This is a genomic window from Mesorhizobium sp. M0587, assembly GCF_040320945.1.
Classification (GTDB): Bacteria; Pseudomonadota; Alphaproteobacteria; order Rhizobiales; family Rhizobiaceae; genus Mesorhizobium.
In genome coordinates this window covers 74,255-92,096 of record NZ_JAMYQP010000005.1, presented here as the reverse complement: position 1 = coordinate 92,096, position 17,842 = coordinate 74,255, and the positions used below count along the sequence as shown (strand labels likewise).

The window sequence follows — 17,842 nt, the reverse complement described above, 5'->3', positions numbered from 1 at the left end:
GGGTTCCAACTTCCATCTCATGACCGTACCGGCAAACCAATGAAGTCCAGGGCGACTTGATGCCACCGATCGCTGATACCGTCAGGCAGCGGGATCGCCAAACCGCCCTGGCAGAAAGATGCATGTGAAGATGCGGATTGCGTGCGTGCATCAGGGCTATGAACTCTATGGCTCCGATCGGAGCTTCGCGGAAAGCGTCGCCGCATTGCGCGCCGCGTTTCCGTCCGCCGACATCGAAGTGGTCTTGCCGCGCAGCGGGCCGATCGTGCAGATCCTCGAACCGCATGCGAGCCGCATCGTCTTCGAACCGCTGTGGGTGTTGCGCCGCCAGGCCATTCTGCGCCTCGCAACCGTCGAGATGGCGCGGCTGCCGGTGGCGGTGTGGCGGGCATGGCGACGCCTGCGCGACCGCGACCTCGTTTATGTCAACACCTCGATCGTCGCCGACTACGCACTTGCCGCGCGCCTCCTCCCACATAAAGCGGTGCTGCACATCCATGAAATTCCCGAGGGCGCGATGCGCAGCGTGCTCGTCGGCCTGATGCGCTGGAGCCATGCCGACCTCATCTTCAATTCGCGCGCCACCCGCGCCGCGTTCGGCGATCCCAAATCCGCGCGCTCCCATGTCGTCTATAACGGCGTTGCCGGTCCGGCGGCGGCCGAACCGACGACCTATGACGGCAAGCGTCCGCTGCGGGTGCTGCTGCTTGGCCGCGTCAACAGGATCAAGGGCCAGGAGGTGCTGCTGGAGGCGATCGCCGCGATGCCGGCGGAGTTGCGCTCGAGGGTCGAGCTGCGGCTGGTCGGCGGCGCCTTCGAAAGCCCCGAGCGCGAGCGCGCCCTGGCCGAACTGGTCGAGAGCATGGGCCTCGCGGCGCAGGTCAGCGTGTTGCCCTTCGTGCCGGATCCCTCGGCGCATTACCGCTGGGCCGATATCGTCGCCGTGCCGTCGCGGCGTCCAGAATCGCTTGGCCGCGTCGCCATCGAGGCGATGGCCTATGGCCGCCCGCCGCTGGTGTCGGCGATCGGCGGGCTGGTCGAGGTTGTGAGCGACGGCGAGACCGGGTGGCATGTTCCGCCCGGCGACCCCGCCGCCCTTGGCGAGAAATTGCGCGAGATCATGCTGCGGCCAGACAGCTGGCGCGGTTTTGCCGCCGCCGGGCGCACGCGCTACGAAGCGATCTTCAGCGAGCCGGTCGCGGCGGCGGCGATCGCCGCGATCGCCGCCGACAAGCTGAAAGCGACCATGGCGAGGCCCGGCAGGCGGGCAACCGCCCGTCAGGCGGAGACCCGGCCGTGAAATTCCCGGTCCATCTGATGCGGCGCCTCGTGCTGATGATCGGCGGGGAGGCGATGCAGAGCGGCTTTCACTTTGCCCTCAATATCGCGTTGCTGCACCTGCTGTCGGCACAAGGCTACGGTCTCTTCGCCATCGGCATGGTGATGGGCGGCGTCGGCCTGTCCTACATCCGGTCGCTCACCGCCGTGCCCGCCTCGATATGGATGGGCAAGAGCACCAACAGCGCCGGCGTCGATGCCCATGACGTGGCCTTCGGGTCGGCGGCGCTGGTGGTGGCGCTGCTGATGGCCGTCGGCACGGCGATCCTGATGCATCTGCTGGGCGATCCGAGCGGCATCGCCGCTGGCGGCTTCGTCGGCGCATGGTCGCTGCGCAGCCATATGCGCACGGCATTCTTCGCGCGCCGCCAGCAGGTGGTCGTGTCCATCAGCGACGCCGCTTTTACAATCGTCGGCACTGTCCTGACCGGGCTGGCGATCTGGTTGACCCAGGATGCGCTGCAGACCGTGTTCTATGCACTGGCCGCCGCCAATCTATTCGGCATTGCCGTTCTGGCCCGGCTGGCGCGCCGCACGCTTCGCATCAGCTTCCGCCTGCCGACACGCCGCCGCTACACCAGGCTCTGGCCGCAGCTGCGCTGGTCGGCGTTCAGCGCGACCACAACCAACATCCAGGGCCAATGCCTGGCCCTGCTGGTCGCGGGCATTGCCGGACCCGCTGCTTACGCACCGCTGGCGGCGGTCCTCGTGCTGTTTGCCCCGTTGCGCATCATCACCCTTGCTCTCTTCAACATGACGCAGCCGGAACTGGCGAAGCTGATGCGCAACAACGAAACAAGCCGTGTCTGGGCGCAGGCGAAGATCTGGTCGCTGGTCATGGGGCTCGGCGGCCTCGTCTATGGATGCGCCATCCTGTTCGTCTTGCCGATGATAAAATCCCAGGCTCTCCAGGATGCCTCGGTCGGGTTCATCGGGCTTTTCGTGATGGCGAATTTTATCCCTGTCATGCTTTATGTCATGCCCCGCATCGTCCTTGAGATCCTCGGCGATTTCCGGACCGTCGCGTTCATCACGATGGGTGGCGCGGTCGTTGGGCTGGCGCTGATCGCGATACTGCTGGCAATCGCGTCTCCGCGGTGGTCGCTGCTGGGTTCCGCGGTCTCCGAGATCTTCGTGCTCGTGGCCTCGTGGTATTTCGCGCATCACCGCATATGGAACGTCGAGCACCCGGACGAGCAGCGCGACAGCTGGTTGGGCTCGTGGCGGCGGGCGGTTCCGTTCGCAGCGGCGAAACGATAGGTGCGGGATGTCGCGGGCCAGGCGTTACGGGTTGCCACGGTGACCGGTTTGCCCGGCGGTCAGGTCTCCCATTCTGTCGGCGTCGCCGCGAGCGGCGCTTACACGGCGCGATTGCACACAAGCCTTGAAAGCGCCAGGCCATTCTGGCTTCGCTGCCAGACGGAAGGCGTGTGCACCGCGCACCAGGCCTATGCATGGGTCGAGGGAATCGCAAAGCGGCTGATGCCCCAAGGTGCCGAACTGCTCGTCGTCGAGGTGAGGGACGCCGCCACGGACGAGCCCGTCATGCTGCTGCCGCTGATGCGGCGCCGGGCTTTCGGCCACACGGTCATCGAATGGCTGAGCTGCGGCGTCTGCGATTACTCGGCGCCGCTGCTTGCGGACAGGCAGGAATGGTCCAGGCAAAGTGCTGAGGCTGCGTGGGCGGCTGTGCGCACCGCGCTGCCGCCGGCCGACCGCATCCACATCGCCGGCATTCCACGCCAGATATGCGGCATCGACAATCCGCTTGCCTTGCTCTCGGCAGCGCGCAATTCCTACCAGATCACCTCCGGTCTGGCCATGCACGGCGAACCCGAGACGCTTATCAAGCGGATCTGCAAGCCGTCCTTCGCCAAGGCCTTCCACAGGCACTGCCGCAGTTTTCAGCAGATTGGCCGCCTCGATCTGGTCGAGGCCGATACGCCGGCGCTGATGGAGGAACTTTTCGACACGCTGCTCGAACTCAGGCTGAAGCGCTTTCGCGACCTTGGGCGTTTCGACCTGCTGACGCGGGCGCCGGTCGTCGGTTTCTATCGCTACGCTGCGCTCCAAGGCCTGTCCGACGGGTCGGTGCGGCTGTTCGGGCTGCGCGTCGGCGAAGCCTGGCTCGCGGTCATTTACGTGCTGGTCAGGAAAGGCACGCTTCATGGCCTCCTGCTCGGGATCGACCAGAATGCGGTCAACAACGCTTCACCGGGCCTGACGACGTTCGGCAAGCTGATGATGTGGGGGCGCGAGCATGGGTTCGACTATTTCGACCTGTCGGTCGGCAGCCAGGGCTACAAGGAACATATCGGAGCCGCGAGTTCGGTGCTGGCCGAGCTGTGCGAGGCGATGACGCTGCGGGGCAGGGGCGCCAACGCCTGTATTTCGCTACGCGGCCGGACCGAGCTTTTCGTGCGCTCCAGGCCGCGGCTGCTCAAGGCCGGCCAAGGCTTCATGCGCCGCCTGCGGCGGTTGAAGTCGTGAGGGGTGGCTTGCGATGCGAAAATTGACAGGACAGCGCGTCTCCGTCATCCTTGAGCCCAGTCGCCAGGCTGCGGGAACGGCCGCGTTGCGTGTCAGGGCGACAGAGGGCAGCGTCATGGTCAGTCCCGTCATAGGCCAGAATTCCAAGCGCGCCGCGGTGCGCAAGGCGCTCGACCGCCACAAGGTCTACATCACCGCGCAGGGTTTTTCGGACGGCGCCTACCGGGCCCGCGTGCTGGTCGACGGCGAGGCCTATTGGGTCGACGAATTCCGGCTCGCCCAGCTACAGCAGGGCCTGTCGCCGGACGACCTCGAGCTGACGCCCGCGACCGACGATTGAGATTCAGGAAGAGCACGGCCAACCACAACGTGTGCGGAGGAACGAGGCGCTTCTTACTTGCTGCCGTGCGCTGCGATCCTTGACATGCCAGCCCCTTCCAAGCTCAAAACCTATCGCGCCAAGCGCGAATTCACCAAGACGCCGGAGCCCGCCGGCGGGCTGGTCGCCGGCGGCGGCAACCGCTTCGTCGTCCACAAGCATCACGCCACGGCAGATCACTACGATCTGCGCCTGCAGGTCGGCGATGTCCTGAAGAGCTGGGCGGTGCCGCGCGGGCCTTCGCTCAATCCGGCCGACAAGCGGCTGGCGGTCGAGACCGAGGATCATCCGCTCGAATATATCGACTTCGAGGGGGTCATCCCCGAAGGTGAATATGGCGGCGGGCCGATGATCGTCTGGGATAACGGCACCTGGGCGCCGATGGACGATGTCGAGAAGAGCCTGCGCACCGGCGCCTTCAAATTCCGGCTGGCCGGCGAGAAGCTCAATGGCGGCTGGATGCTGACCAGGCTGAAGCCGAAGCCCGGCGAGGACGCGGAAAAGAAGAACTGGCTGCTGTTCAAGGAGCGCGACCTTGCTGCCGACACGTCGCTGAACATCCTCGAAGCGCGGCCGGAAAGCGTAAAATCCGGATTGCGAATCGAGGAACTGGCTGCGGCCGCGAAGCCTGTCGCCAGGACCGCGCCGAAGCCGGGTTCGCTGAAGCCCGGTACGCTGCCGGGCGCCGTCAAGGCGCCGGCACTCAGCCGTATCGAGCCGCAACTGGCGACGCAGGTGCCGAAACCGCCGGGTGGCGAGGACCCGGGCGACCGGACGGGCGAGGCTTGGCTGCATGAAATAAAGTTCGACGGCTACCGCACCATGGCGCATCTCGCCGACGGCGAGGTGCGGCTGATCACCCGCGGCGGCATCGACTGGACGAGGCGCTATGGCGACCTGCCGCACGCCTTCGCCAAACTGCCGTGCCGCGAGGCCATCATCGACGGCGAGATCGTCGTGCTCGACGCCAAGGGCATCAGCCGCTTCGCGCTGTTGCAGGATGCGCTGGCCGAGGGCGCCGGCAGCAAGCTGCATTTCTATGCCTTCGATCTCTTGCATCTCGACGGCTGGGACCTGACCAGGGCGCCGCTCGTCCGGCGCAAGGCGCTGCTTACCGAGTTGCTCGCCGGACTGGGGGCGAACTCCGCCATCCAGTTTTCCGATCATGTCGAAGGCTCGGGGCAGGGGCTTTACGAGCAAGCGACGGAACTCGGCCTGGAAGGGGTGGTTTCCAAGCGGGCGACCGCGATCTACCAGAGCGGCCGCAGCAAAAGCTGGACCAAGACCAAGGCGCTACAAAACGGCGATTTCATCATTGCCGGCTACACCACGTCGGACGCTGCCGAGGGGCTCGCCGCGCTTGGGCTTGCCGAGTTCGAGGACGGCGAGCTGCATTATCGCGGCAAGGTCGGCACCGGGTTCGACGCCGAGACCGCCGCCGAACTGCTGGCCCGGCTGGAGCCGCTCACATCGGGCGCCACGGCACCCGAAGGCGTGCCGCGCGAAATCATGCGCGAGATGAATTGGGTCAAGCCGCTGTTTTCGGCTCATATCCACTACGCCAACCGCACGGCGGACAATGCGCTGCGCCATGCGGTGTTTCGCGGCCTGCGCGATGTCGGCCTGTCGACGCCGGTCTCACCCCAGCGCAAGCGGCTGATCTCGGAGGCGGACCTCGCCACCATCTGGGTGACCAACCCGACGCGGCGGCTGTTCGGCAAGACCGGACCGACCAAGCTCGACATCGCCGTCTACTACGCGCTGGTCGGCGACTTCATGCTGCCGCACATTCTCGGCCGCCGCCCGGTGTCGCTGGTGCGCTGCCCGACCGGCCTGCCGAAGGACTGTTTCTTCCAGCGCCACGCCTTCACCGGCATGCCGCCCTCGGTGGTGACCTTCGAGGCGACCAATTCCGAGGGCGAGACCAAATCCTACCTCTCGGTCGAAGGCGCCAAGGGTTTTCTGGCGCTGGCGCAGTTCGGCGTCGTCGAGTTCCACACCTGGGGTACCCACCGCACCAATCTCGACAGGCCGGACCAGATCGTTTTCGATCTCGATCCGGGCGAGGGGATTTCGTGGCGCGAAGTGGTCGAGGCCGCGGTTCATATCAAAAGCGAGCTGGAGGGGCTTGGGCTGGTACCGTTCGCCAAGACCTCGGGCGGCAACGGCATCCACATCACGGTGCCGGTGACGCGCAAGCAGAACTGGAAGAAGCTGCACCAGGCGACCAGCGCGATCTCAACGCATCTGGCGGCGACGGCGCCCGATACCTTCACCACCACCATGGGCAAGGACAACCGCAAGCGGCGTATCTTCATCGATTATCACCGCAACGCGCGCGGCCACACGTCCGCAGCACCATACTCTTTGCGCGCCCGCACCAACCTGCCGGCCTCGACACCGGTGAGCTGGACGGATCTGGAATTGATCGATGCACCGCAGGATTTGAACTATTCCTCGCTGCCGGGATTGCTGGCGACCTCGGGCGACCCCTGGGCGGAGATCGAAGAATTCGCGCGGGATTTGCCGATGGTATCGGAAACGCGGAGGTAGTCGGAGAATGAGGACCGCCGCTGTCCCGCTAGCGTCTAAATTCCAACTCCATCGACGCTTCCAACAATTTGAATTATTCTCCTTGGGCGGCCCTTCCGGCGCCCAAAACATTTCGTCAGGGATTTGCCTGTAAAGTGCTGGGTCGGTGTAGGATTTGCGCAGCCTCATTCGTCCTTCGGACGAAAAGCGCTGCCATAGATGTCAGTGCATGGCCGCGTAGGAGTTCATCATGGCGCCCAGGGCAAGTTGGAAAGGTTACCTCAAACTCAGTCTGGTGAGCTGTCCGGTGCGGTTATATCCCGCCACCAGCGCCAGCGAACGCATCTCGTTCAACCAGTTGCACAAGAAGACCCACAACCGCATCAACATGAAGCCGGTCGACCCCGAACTCGGGCTGGTCGAGCGTGCGGATCTGGTCAAGGGGTACGAATACGAGGACAAGCAGTACATCATCATCGATGACGCCGACCTCGACGCGGTGCGTATCGAATCCAACCACACGATGAATATCGAGGCCTTCGTCGACGAGCACGAGGTCGATGTCATCTACCAAGACGCGCCCTATTACCTGGCGCCGGATGGCGCCATGGCGGAGGAGACCTTCGCCGTGCTGCGCGAAGCGATGCGCAAGTCCGGCAAGCTGGCGATCGCGCGGCTTGTCCTGTCCAGCCGTGAACGGGTGGTGACGATCGGCGCGCGCGAGAACGGTATGTTCGTGTGCACGTTGAGGAATCCGAACGAAGTGCGTAGCACAGCTGAATATTTCGGCAACATCCCCGCCGGCAATCCCGACCCGGAAATGCTTGAATTAGCCGAAGCTCTGATCAAGCAGAAGGAAACCACCTTCGATCCGAAGAACTACGAGGACCGCTACGAGATCGCGCTGATGGGGATGATTCGCGAGAAGCTGAAGGGCCACAAGCCGATCATCGCGGCGGCGCCCGAGCGCGGCAACGTCATCAATCTGATGGATGCGCTGAAGGCGAGCCTTTCGCAGTCGAAGCCGCCGGCCAAGTCGAAGAGCAAGGCCGACGAGGCCGCCAAGCCCGCCGCCAAGAAGGCGGCCGCGGGCGGTGCGGCTGAAAATCCGCTGAAGGCCAATCTGCTCAAGGCGGTCGGCAAGAGCAAGAAATGACGGCACAGGCCGGCGCTGTCTTCGGCACCATCGGCGCGCTGGCGGCGTTTCCGCTCAGGCTCGCCGCGCGCGAGGTCGAGCGCCAGCACGGCCAATTGCGGCGCGGCGTCACCAGGCGCACCACGCATGTCGTGTTCGGGCGCGGTTTGCTGGTCAAGGCTGGGCTCGCCAGGGCGGGGCTGACCAAGAATGGCGATGTCGAGATCGAGCGCCGCGTGTCCGCCGAGCGCGCCGCCGGGCACAAGCTGATCAGCGAGAACGGTTTTCTGCGCCTGCTCGGACTGATGAAGACGCCGGAGGCGTCCTCGCTGTCACGGCAATCGCTGATCGACCAATCGCGGCTATCCGGCGCCGACCTCGACCTGTTGTCGCTGTTCGACGCCTTCGAGCATGACGGCGAACCCTATTCCTTCCGCGACCTGATCCTGGCGCGCAAATATGCGGGCCTGCTGGCCGGCGGCGCCACCTGGGGCGCGATCGCGCGTTCCGTCCACCGCTCCGGGCCCGTAGCTTCGCTGACAGCCAAGTCGCTCAATGTCGGCTCCCAACACGGGCGGCCCGACGCGATCTATCTCGAAAGCGGCCAGAGCGAACTCGACGGGCAGTTGCTGTTCGATTTGGGCGCGGCGGGTGCAGCAGGCGACGAAACGCTGGAAGAGCTGTTCACCGAGGCCGAAGCGGCGGAGGAGGGCGGCGACCATGACGCGGCCGCCGCGCTCTACCAGCGCTGCCTCGCCATCGATCCAAGCGATGCCATCGCCGCCTTCAACCGCGCCAACTGCCTGCGCGCCGGCGGCCACGCGGCTGATGCCGCGCACGATTATATCAGCGCCATAAAACTCGACCCGGCCTTCGTCGAAGCCTGGTTCAACCTCGCCGGACTGATGAGCGAGCAAGGCCGCGATGCCTCGGCACGCAGGCACTTGCAGAGGGCGATCGCCCTCGACGGCAATTATGCCGACCCGGTGTTCAATCTCGCCAGGCTCGAATTCGACGCCGGCAATTTGCCCGAGGCGCGGCGACTGTGGGCGCGCTATCTCGAGTTGGATGCAGAATCCGAATGGGCTGGGGTGGCGGCCAAGGGGATCCAGTTCGTCGATTTGCAGCTGGCGCGGAAGTCGGCGGGGTGAGGGCAATGGTCGCGCTTGAACACGGCCTTTGTAGGAAGGCCATCCCATGACCAGCTTCCTCTTCGATGGCGACGACACGGCGCCCGTCACCATCCTGCTCGCGCACGGCGCCGGAGCGTCGATGAATTCTCCTTCGATGACCGCCACCGCCAAGGCTCTTGCCGCCGCAGGCTTCCAGGTCGCGCGCTTCGAATTCCACTATATGGCGGCCCGCCGCTACGGCCACCGCAAGCCGCCGCCGCGGGCTGAGACGGTGAACCCGGAATACATCAAGGCGATCGCCGACCTCAGGGCGAAGGGCGTGACCGGAAAGCTCATCATCGGCGGCAAGTCGATGGGCGGGCGCGTTGCTTCCATGGTGGCGGACGAGATGTTCGCCAAGGGCGAGATTTCGGGGCTGGTCTGCCTCGGCTATCCCTTCCATCCGCCCGGCAAGCCCGAGCAATTGCGGACAAAGCATCTGGCGGGTCTCAAAACGCCAACGCTGATCTTCCAAGGCACGCGCGACGAGTTCGGCACCAGGGATGAGGTGGCGGGTTACGGGCTGTCCGATGCGATCGAGATCATTTGGTTGGAGGATGGCGACCACGACCTCAAGCCGCGCAAGAGCATTTCGGGATTTTCGACGGCCGATCACCTGAAGACGCTGGCGGAGACGGTGAAGGCTTGGGTGGAGAGGGTTTAGGGCGCGTGCGCCCGGCATTCTTTTCGGCTGTCGGCGCTGCCCCTCATCTGGCTGCCGCCATCTTCTCCCCGTAAACGGGGCGAAGGACGCTCTCGTCGCCGGTTTCGCCAATCGCCAAAGGTGCAGAAATGGCACGGCGATGCGGCCAGCTCCCTTCTCCCCGTCGCTATACGGGGAGAAGATGCCGGCAGGCAGATGAGGGGCAGCGCCGACATTGGCCTTTGGCCCGGCATCGCATTCAACCCCACTTGCGATGGGCTTCGCCTTCCTGCTTCATATTCCTCAATGAAGATCGCTTCCTTCAACATCAACAACATCAACAGCCGGCTGGACAACCTGCTGGCGTGGCTGGCCGAGGCAAAGCCCGATGTCGTCTGCCTGCAGGAGCTGAAGGCGCGCGATACGCAGTTTCCGCGCTCGGCGCTGGCGGCAGCCGGCTATGGCGCGGTATGGAAGGGCGAGCCCACTTGGAACGGAGTAGCCATCCTGGCTCGCGGTTCGGAACCGGTGCTGACCCGCGAAATCCTGCCCGGCGACGAGGCCGACAAGCAGAGCCGCTATATCGAGGCAGCGGTGAACGGCATCGTCATCGCTTGCCTCTATGCGCCGAACGGCAATCCGCAGCCGGGGCCGAAATTCGCCTACAAGCTGGCCTGGCACGCGCGGCTGGAAGCACATGCCGAGCAGTTGCTCGACACCGGCCTGCCAGTGGTGCTGGCCGGCGACTACAACATCGTGCCCGAGCCGCGTGACATCTATGTCACCCGGTCCTATGACGACAACGCGCTGGTGCAGCCGGAAAGCCGGGCTTCCTTCGCCCGGCTGATCGAGCAGGGCTGGACGGATGCGCTGCGCAAGAAACATCCGACGGAAACGCTCTACACATTCTGGGACTACCGCCGGAACCGTTGGCCGCGCGATGCCGGCTTGCGGCTCGACCACATATTGCTGTCGAAGGCGCTGGCGCGGCGCCTGACCGCCGCCGGCATCGACCGCGACGTGCGTGGTGAGGACGGCGCCAGCGACCATGCGCCGGTCTGGGTGGAGATAGGCTAGCGGCGATTGATTGCGAGCTATCCGCTTTGTTGTTCCGGGCAAGAGCAGGAAACGAAACGGACCGAGCCCTATGAGGCTTGATGTCAACGGCGGTCGCAGCAGAGGACCTTGTCCATTCCCCCTGTTGGACCAAGGTCTTGTGTGTCGTGCGCAAAGGTCCGAGGGGCCCCGTTCGGTTCCGGCAATGTCCCTTGGACGTTCCGCTATTTTAGCCAATTAACATATATGACGGGGCGCGCCATCGGGTTGCTGGAGCGGGCAAAAACATGATGGCCAGCGGCGGCAGGCATGACGGAATTTACGGACCGCGACGTGGGGCCAATCCAGATCCGGCAAACGGCCCGGCGGCTTCTCGCGGCTCCTGGCGAGCAACTGGAACGAGGTTGCGCGCCGTACGTTAGTTTTGCCTAAAGCAATGGAGTCGAGCGCCCTTGTGAGGCGGTGGTGCTTTGTGACCATTATCCAGCGATCGCTGGAAAATAAGCATCACGCCCCGAGTAGATTAAGCTCCATGCGTCGCGCCAAATATCATCGATTTCCGAGCATATACGTCAAGGAATTTCGTGGTTCAGAATAACAAGAAGAAGCCGATTGGTGGATTTCACGATTTATTTTTCCAAAATTCGCGATGGAACCTCGGACGGGCGATGGAGTTTTTCACAAAGGGCGGATTGTCGATAACCACAATGGAGGTTGTTGTGAAACATTATCTTTCGGGTGCGGCGGCTGTAGTCGTCCTTATGGGCGGCATTGGCGCGGCTTTGGCGGAAGACGTCGTCGTGGTCCAGCCGGAACAGGAGACGGTCGTTCGCCAATACGTCGAAAGGGAGCCGCTGGCGTCGGTCAACCTTCTGGGCGTCGAACTCAAGCTCGGCTCCTCTGTACCGGACACGGTCGAATTGCGCGAGGTGCCCGACGTCAGATACCGCGTCGCGGTGATCAACCACCAGACGGTTCTGGTCGATCCCGACACCCGCCAGATTGTCGAGGTCCTGCACTGATCCGGGCGGGCAGCGGCCGCCATGTCGGGCCGCGTCTGGAAAAGCCCGTCACGACTTGGTGGCCGTGACGGGCTCTCGCATATTCTGAGGGCTCTGGCGCCTGCCGGTTATTCGGCCGCCAGTCGGTCCTGCGTCTTCGTGTCGAAATCGCTGGCGTCGTGGCGCTCGTGCAGTTGCATGGCCGGTTCGCCGAACGGCGCGGTTGACCATGCGGCCACGCTTGACCGCCGGGCGTGCGTCGATCGCCTGCGCCCAGCGCTGCACGTGTTTGTATTCGTGCACCGACAGGAACGTGGCGGAATCATTGTACATGCGGCCGAGCGCCAGGCCGCCATACCAGGGCCAGACAGCCATATCGGCGATGCTGTAGTCGGCGCCGCCGAGATATTCGGTTTCGGCCAGCCTGCGGTCGAGCACGTCCAGCTGGCGCTTGGTCTCCATGGCAAAACGGTCGATGGCGTATTCGATTTTTTCCGGCGCATAGGCGTAGAAATGGCCGAAGCCGCCGCCCAGATACGGGGCCGAGCCCATCTGCCAGAACAGCCAGGACAGGACTTCCGCGCGCGCCGGCTGTTCGGCCGGCAAGAATTCGCCGAATTTTTCGGCGAGATAGACGAGGATCGAGCCGGATTCGAAGATACGCACGGGCGTCTTGCCGCTGCGGTCCATCAGAGCCGGAATCTTGGAGTTGGGATTGACCTCGACGAAGCCGCTGCCGAACTGGTCGCCATCGTTGATCCTGATCAACCAGGCATCGTATTCGGCGTCCTGATGGCCGCGAGCCAGAAGCTCTTCCAGCATCGTGGTCACCTTGACGCCGTTCGGCGTCGCCAGCGAATAGAGCTGCAGCGGGTGCTTGCCGACCGGCAATTCCTTGTCATGCGTCGGTCCGGCGATCGGCCGGTTTATGCTGGCGAAGGTGCCGCCATTCGCCTTGTTCCAGGTCCATACTTTCGGCGGGGTGTATTGGGTCATCTCAAGGTCTCGTCTTCTGGGCGGGGGTTGAGGCGGTTCCGGCTACAGCTAGGGCTGCAACGGAGAAAGTTCAACTTGCGTTGAACTATTATCAATGCAAGCGCGGCTGCTTGCCCTGCCTGGCATTTCTCGCCGTGTGGTGACGGTGGAATGGGGGCTGGGCTGATATTGGCAATTGGACTTCTTCTCGACCCTTGCGCCTGCCCCTTCGTGGCATACCTATAGAGATGTCACCCAAGCCCACCCAGGACGAAAGCATGGCGATCAATCCCAATCCACGTTCGGTCGTTGCCGTGCGCGCCACTGTTCCCGACGATGCCTTCACCGCCGGTGCGCTTGGCACGCTCAGGGAAGGCAGCGGTGTCGTCATCCGCGACGACGGGCTGGTCTTGACCATCGGCTATCTCATCACCGAGGCGGAGGAAGTCTGGTTGACCAGCCATGACGGCCGCATCATCCCCGCGCACGCGCTGGCCTATGACCAGGAATCGGGCTTCGGCCTGGTCCAGGCGCTGGCGCCGCTCGGCTTGCCGGCCGTGGCGCTCGGCGACGCCGGCAGGGCCAGGATCGGCGACGCGGTCGTGCTTGCCGACGGCATCGGTCAATCGGTGCAGGCGCGGATCGTCACCAAGCAGGAATTCGCCGGTTATTGGGAATATCTGCTCGAGGAAGCGATCTTCATCGCGCCCGCGCACCCGTCCTGGGGCGGTGCGCCGCTGTTCGGCGCCGATGGCGCGTTGCTCGGCATCGGCTCGCTGCGCCTGCAGATGAGCCGCGCCGGCGAGGTTGCCGACATCAATATGGTGGTGCCGATCGATCTGTTGCCGCCCATTCTCGACGACCTGCTGACACGCGGCCAGGTGGCCAAGCCGCCGCGTCCGTGGCTCGGCGCCCTGTCGGCCGAAAGCGATGGCAAGGTGGTGGTGATGAGCGTGACCGAAGGCGGTCCGGCGGCAAAGGCAGGCTTGCGCGAAGGCGACGTCATCTCCGAGGTCCGCGACGGCGCGGTCGACGGGCTCGCCGACTTCTATCGCAAGCTGTGGGACAGCGGCTCGGCTGGCGCCGAAATCCCGATACGTGTGGTGCGCGACGGCCGCGAGACCTGGCTGCGCGTCAAGTCGGCGGACCGCGGCAGTTTTCTCAAGAAGCCGCAGCTGCAGTAAGCGGGCCAGCCAGCGGATGCATCCCAGATTGCTCAAGACCTTTCTCGCGGTGGCGCGAAGCCGCAATATCACGCGCGCCGCCGAGGCGGTGCATCTTGCCCAGTCGAGTGTCAGCGACCAGATCCAGTCGCTCGAGGCCGAACTCGGTGCTGCCCTGTTCATGCGCTTGAGGACCGGGCTGGAACTGACCCCGGCGGGGATGGCACTAAAGCCGATCGCCGAAGAGCTATTGCGGCTCGATGGCGAGGCGCGCGCGGCGGTGCTGCTGGCTGCCGGGCGGACGAGCGGAACGCTGACCATCGGCGCTCTGGAAACCATCGCCTCGGCCCGGCTGGCGCCTTGGCTGCCGGGGTTCCAGGCCGGCCATCCCGACATCGCCGTACACATGAAGGTGGCCGACAGCGGTACGCTGCTGCGGCTGCTGGAAGACGCCGACATAGACGTCGCCTTCTGCTTCGAACATCGCGACGCGAAAAGCGCCGCCGATGAACGCCTGGCCAGGCGCACGATCTTGGACGAACCGCTGCTGCTGGTCGCGGCTCCGGGGCAGGGCACCGTGCCATCCGATCTCGCAGCCCTTGCCGCGCTGCGCTTCGTGGCGACGGAGCCTGGATGTATCTACCGGCACATGTTTGACACCGCTTTTGCCGAAGCGGGTATTGCGGCGCCCAGGCTTGCGGCCGAAGTCGGCAGCATCGGCACCATTGCCCGGCTGGTCGCAGCCGGCGCCGGGCTCGGCCTCGTTCCACGCCTTGCCGTCAGCGATGCGCTCGAACGTGGCGAACTCATCGAGTTGCCGTGGCCCGGCCGGGCGCAGACGGCGCCGCTGGCGATGATCTGGCGGCGGCGGCGCGTCCAGCCGCCGGCGCTCCGGCAATTGCTCTCCGCCGCGCGCGACACGCTGGCGCCGGCTTCGCGAGACCGTCGAACCGGTTCAGGATTTAAATCGGGGAACGGATCCAACGCCTTGTTTTAACTGGTCGCGCTCATTGGGTAGCCTTCTATGTTCAGGCGTTCGCCATTGGGTTCATCCATACGATTTCCCAAACATAGCCATCCGGGTCTTCAATGTGGCGATTATACATGAAGCCAAGGTCCTGTGCCGGATTGGGATCGGCGCGACCGCCCGCCGCAACCGCGCTCGTCAGCGTTGCATCGACGGCGTCGCGGTCATCGACAGTGAGAGCGATCATTGCCTGGCTGTCGCGCCGTGCGTCGCCGATGGGGCGCGTCGTGAATTCGCGGTAGTGGTCATGGGTCAGCAGCATCACCCCGATCGTGTCCGAGAACATGAGAGAGGTGGATTTCTCGCCCGAAAACTGCGGGTTCACGGTGCCGCCTAGCGCCACGTAGAACCTGGTAGACGCCGACAGGTTCCGAACAGGCAGGTTCACGAAAATCATTTTGGACATCTATTTTTCCTTCTCCAGGGATATAGGGATATGCGCTGCGCTACTGTCTTCCTGCAATGTTAGTAGCTGGCGTATATCTTAATAGCAAGATACATTTTGTCGAGGAATATCTGCATGGATCGTGCCGAGGCCGCAGCTAAGGAATGGGCCCGCGAGCGCCCCGATCTTCCACTGTTACCCGTTGAGACGGTCGGTCGTCTGCTTGATGCCGCAGCGCGTGTGATCCGCGATCACATGAACCCGCTGCTCAAAGAAGCAGGCCTGAATGTAGGTGAGTTTGATGTGCTCACGCCGCTCAGGCGCGCCGGTGAACCCTATGTGCTTTCTCCTACTCAGCTTTACGAATCGGCAATGATCTCCTCGGCCGGCATGACGAGTCGCCTGGACCGCCTGGAGCGCGCAGGGCTGGTTGAACGACGCCCCCATCCTAACGACCGGCGCGGTAAGCAAATTGCGCTAACGACCGGCGGCAAGCGCGCGATAGACGATTTGATCGGTCCAATGGCGGCGCTAGAAGAGCAATTGATCTCCGTGCTGACGCCGGCGGAGCAGGAAGCTCTTAACGCTCTGCTGAAGAAATTGCTCACCGGCCTGTAGGTGGTCCACGTCAGCAGTCAGCTCTTCCTCTGAAACAATGAGTCCTGACCCCTAAACCAGGCGATGGCCGCCTTCGACATGCAGCGTCGTTCCCGTGGTAAAACCGTTGCCGATCAGGAAGAAAATGGCGTCGGCGATGTCTTCGGGCCGGCCGACCCGCCCGACCGGCAGTCGCTCGGCCATCGCGGCGAGCGTCTCGTCCTTTCTGTTGCCGGCGACCTGTGTCCAGATATCCGTGTCGACCCAGCCCGGGGACACCGCGTTGACGCGGAGCGGCGCCAGTTCCACCGCCAGCGCCCGCACCAGCCCCTCGATCGCCGCGTTGACAGCGGCGACGACGGAGCCGCGCGCGGCCGGCCTGTAGGCGGCGATGCCGGAGACGAGGCTTATCGAACCGGTGACGCCGAGCCGTGGCGCGCCATGCTTTGCAAGCAGCAGCGGGCCGTAGAACTTGCTCTCCACCACCCGTTGCGCTGCCTTCAGGTCAAGTTCCGGCAACAGCCGATAGGCGCCTTCGATATCGGCCGCGGTGCTGACGATGTGATCGAGCCCGCCGATCCGCGCAAAAAATGCCGCGACCTCGTCCTCCCGCGCGATGTCCAGAGTGGCCAGTTCCAGGCCGGCCGGATTGCCCAACACCTCACGCGCCTGCCGCAGCCGGCTCTCGCTGCGCCCGGCGATGACAACCTTGGCGCCAGTCTCGACGCAACGCCGCGCCAGGGCCAAGCCCATGCCGGAACCGCCGCCGACGATCAGGATTTTCTGGTTTGAAATGTTCATATCCGCTCTGCCTTCGTTTGTTCGGACAAGGGCAGGGGATTGGCGGTTTGGCGCGGCAAAGGGAAACGGAAGAAACCGATGACACCATCGGCAATGCCGATTGGTGGTCAGCACTTTCAGCTCGGCGAAGCGCTCCGGGCCAAGTTCTGTGGCCAGAGAGCATATTCCGCTGCTGACGAAATTGACGGAAAATCATGCCAAGATGGCTGGCCGATGACGACGGCCATGATGCTGGAGGCAAGACGACGATGGCACGAGCGACGACCGCACTCGACGGGCAGGCCCACTGATGGCGTCGGTCAAGGTCGATCCCGACAAGATTCGGGAATTCCCCGACGCGGCCAGCTTCTACTCCTGGCTCGGCAAACACCACGCCACGGAAACCGAGGTCTGGATCAAGGTGCACAAGGTGGGCTCGGGACTGAAGTCTATCACGCCGAAGCAAGCGATCGACGTGGTGCTGTGCTTCGGCTGGATCGATGGGGTGCGCAAGGGGCTGGACGACAGGAGTTTTCTGCAGCGCTACACCCCACGCGGCAGGAAGAGCATCTGGAGCCAGATCAACATCGACAATGTCGCGCGGCTGATCGAAGAGGGCCGCATGACCGAGCATGGGCTGAAACAGGTCGAGGCGGCCAAGGCCGACGGGCGCTGGGCGCGCGCCTACGGCAGCGGCAAGGTCATGAAAATCCCCGACGATTTGCAGGCGGCGATCGACACTGAGCCGGCGGCGAAGGAGATGCTGGGCAAGCTTAGCGCGCAGAACCGGTTCGCGCTCGCCTTCCGCACCCACAACATGAAGACCGAGGCCGGCCGCAGAAAGAAGATCGAGACCTTCGTCGCCATGCTGAAGCGCGGCGAGACGATCCATCCGCAGGGCAAGAAGTAGGTGGCGCCTGCCGGCTTCCCGCGGTGCGAGCGGAGATGTCGCTGGGTGCGCCGGCGCTTTAACGCCCCCCTCTGCCCTGCGGGGCATCTCCCCCTCAAGGGGGGAGATTGGCTGCTTCGCTCATCTCGCTTCAAGCGAACGTTGGTTGGCGAAAAATGGCTCCGTCAAGTTGAAGACCGAGCTGGCTGCAATATTCGCTCCGGGTAGCCGCCGCTTCCGCACCCGACTGCGCGACCGCAAGCATGGCAAACGAAATGCC

The 17,842-nt window shown here is 64.2% G+C and carries 16 protein-coding genes and 1 pseudogene; 14 read left to right on the top strand and 3 right to left on the bottom strand.

Going from position 1 to position 17,842, the window contains the following annotated elements:
* Positions 1 to 145: 145 nt before the first annotated feature.
* The 10 genes from NKI49_RS06390 (at position 146) to NKI49_RS06345 (ending at position 11,767) form a co-directional block, all read left to right on the top strand.
* On the top strand, positions 146 to 1,300 hold the full coding sequence (locus tag NKI49_RS06390; RefSeq protein ID WP_352601642.1) for a glycosyltransferase family 4 protein: 1,155 nt from the start codon (positions 146 to 148) through the stop codon (positions 1,298 to 1,300).
* Complete coding sequence (locus NKI49_RS06385; protein WP_352601640.1) at positions 1,297 to 2,598, top strand: polysaccharide biosynthesis protein; 1,302 nt, start codon at positions 1,297 to 1,299, stop codon at positions 2,596 to 2,598. Before NKI49_RS06390 ends, NKI49_RS06385 begins: the two co-directional genes overlap by 4 nt.
* Positions 2,599 to 3,828, top strand: a complete 1,230-nt coding sequence (locus tag NKI49_RS06380) for a GNAT family N-acetyltransferase (protein ID WP_352601638.1) — start codon at positions 2,599 to 2,601, stop codon at positions 3,826 to 3,828.
* Positions 3,829 to 3,841: 13 nt separating this feature from the next.
* A complete protein-coding gene (locus NKI49_RS06375; protein ID WP_352601636.1) occupies positions 3,842 to 4,168 on the top strand; it encodes a hypothetical protein in 327 nt (108 codons plus the stop codon).
* An 84-nt stretch (positions 4,169 to 4,252) separates the two neighbouring features.
* A complete protein-coding gene (gene ligD, locus NKI49_RS06370) occupies positions 4,253 to 6,760 on the top strand; it encodes a DNA ligase D (RefSeq protein ID WP_352601634.1) in 2,508 nt (835 codons plus the stop codon).
* 229 nt (positions 6,761 to 6,989) lie between these two features.
* A complete protein-coding gene (ku, locus tag NKI49_RS06365; RefSeq protein ID WP_352601632.1) occupies positions 6,990 to 7,895 on the top strand; it encodes a non-homologous end joining protein Ku in 906 nt (301 codons plus the stop codon).
* The gene (locus NKI49_RS06360) at positions 7,892 to 9,025 is read left to right on the top strand and encodes a tetratricopeptide repeat protein (RefSeq protein WP_352601630.1); all 1,134 of its coding nucleotides are present in this window, start codon (positions 7,892 to 7,894) and stop codon (positions 9,023 to 9,025) included. Before ku ends, NKI49_RS06360 begins: the two co-directional genes overlap by 4 nt.
* 46 nt (positions 9,026 to 9,071) lie before the next feature.
* Positions 9,072 to 9,710 (top strand): alpha/beta hydrolase family protein, encoded by a 639-nt coding sequence (locus NKI49_RS06355; protein ID WP_352601628.1) that lies wholly within the window; start codon positions 9,072 to 9,074, stop codon positions 9,708 to 9,710.
* A 285-nt stretch (positions 9,711 to 9,995) separates the two neighbouring features.
* Positions 9,996 to 10,766, top strand: coding sequence for an exodeoxyribonuclease III (locus tag NKI49_RS06350; RefSeq protein ID WP_352601626.1), 771 nt, complete (start codon positions 9,996 to 9,998; stop codon positions 10,764 to 10,766).
* Positions 10,767 to 11,464: 698 nt separating this feature from the next.
* Positions 11,465 to 11,767 carry a DUF1236 domain-containing protein gene (locus NKI49_RS06345; protein ID WP_352601624.1) on the top strand — a complete coding sequence of 101 codons (303 nt, stop codon included), beginning with the start codon at positions 11,465 to 11,467 and terminating at the stop codon, positions 11,765 to 11,767.
* A gap of 107 nt (positions 11,768 to 11,874) precedes the next feature.
* Here NKI49_RS06345 and yghU read toward each other — a convergent pair.
* Positions 11,875 to 12,742: pseudogene (gene yghU / locus NKI49_RS06340) on the bottom strand (glutathione-dependent disulfide-bond oxidoreductase).
* Between the two features lie 257 nt (positions 12,743 to 12,999).
* Here yghU and NKI49_RS06335 point away from each other — a divergent pair.
* Entirely contained in the window at positions 13,000 to 13,905 is a 906-nt protein-coding gene (locus NKI49_RS06335) for a S1C family serine protease (protein WP_352601622.1), read from the top strand.
* A gap of 16 nt (positions 13,906 to 13,921) precedes the next feature.
* Positions 13,922 to 14,881, top strand: coding sequence for a LysR family transcriptional regulator (locus NKI49_RS06330; protein WP_352601620.1), 960 nt, complete (start codon positions 13,922 to 13,924; stop codon positions 14,879 to 14,881).
* Between the two features lie 31 nt (positions 14,882 to 14,912).
* On the opposite strand, the gene NKI49_RS06325 is transcribed toward NKI49_RS06330, so the two are convergent.
* A complete protein-coding gene (locus NKI49_RS06325; RefSeq protein WP_352601618.1) occupies positions 14,913 to 15,317 on the bottom strand; it encodes a VOC family protein in 405 nt (134 codons plus the stop codon).
* A gap of 114 nt (positions 15,318 to 15,431) precedes the next feature.
* On the opposite strand from NKI49_RS06325, the gene NKI49_RS06320 reads away from it, so the two are divergent.
* Positions 15,432 to 15,914 (top strand): MarR family winged helix-turn-helix transcriptional regulator, encoded by a 483-nt coding sequence (locus NKI49_RS06320; protein ID WP_352601616.1) that lies wholly within the window; start codon positions 15,432 to 15,434, stop codon positions 15,912 to 15,914.
* 51 nt (positions 15,915 to 15,965) lie between these two features.
* Here NKI49_RS06320 and NKI49_RS06315 read toward each other — a convergent pair whose 3' ends face one another.
* Positions 15,966 to 16,694: an SDR family oxidoreductase gene (locus tag NKI49_RS06315; protein ID WP_352601614.1), complete on the bottom strand. Its 729-nt coding sequence runs from the start codon at positions 16,692 to 16,694 to the stop codon at positions 15,966 to 15,968.
* 289 nt (positions 16,695 to 16,983) lie between these two features.
* Between NKI49_RS06315 and NKI49_RS06310 the strand changes: the two genes are divergently transcribed.
* Positions 16,984 to 17,583, top strand: coding sequence for a YdeI/OmpD-associated family protein (locus NKI49_RS06310; RefSeq protein WP_352601612.1), 600 nt, complete (start codon positions 16,984 to 16,986; stop codon positions 17,581 to 17,583).
* Positions 17,584 to 17,842: the final 259 nt, after the last annotated feature.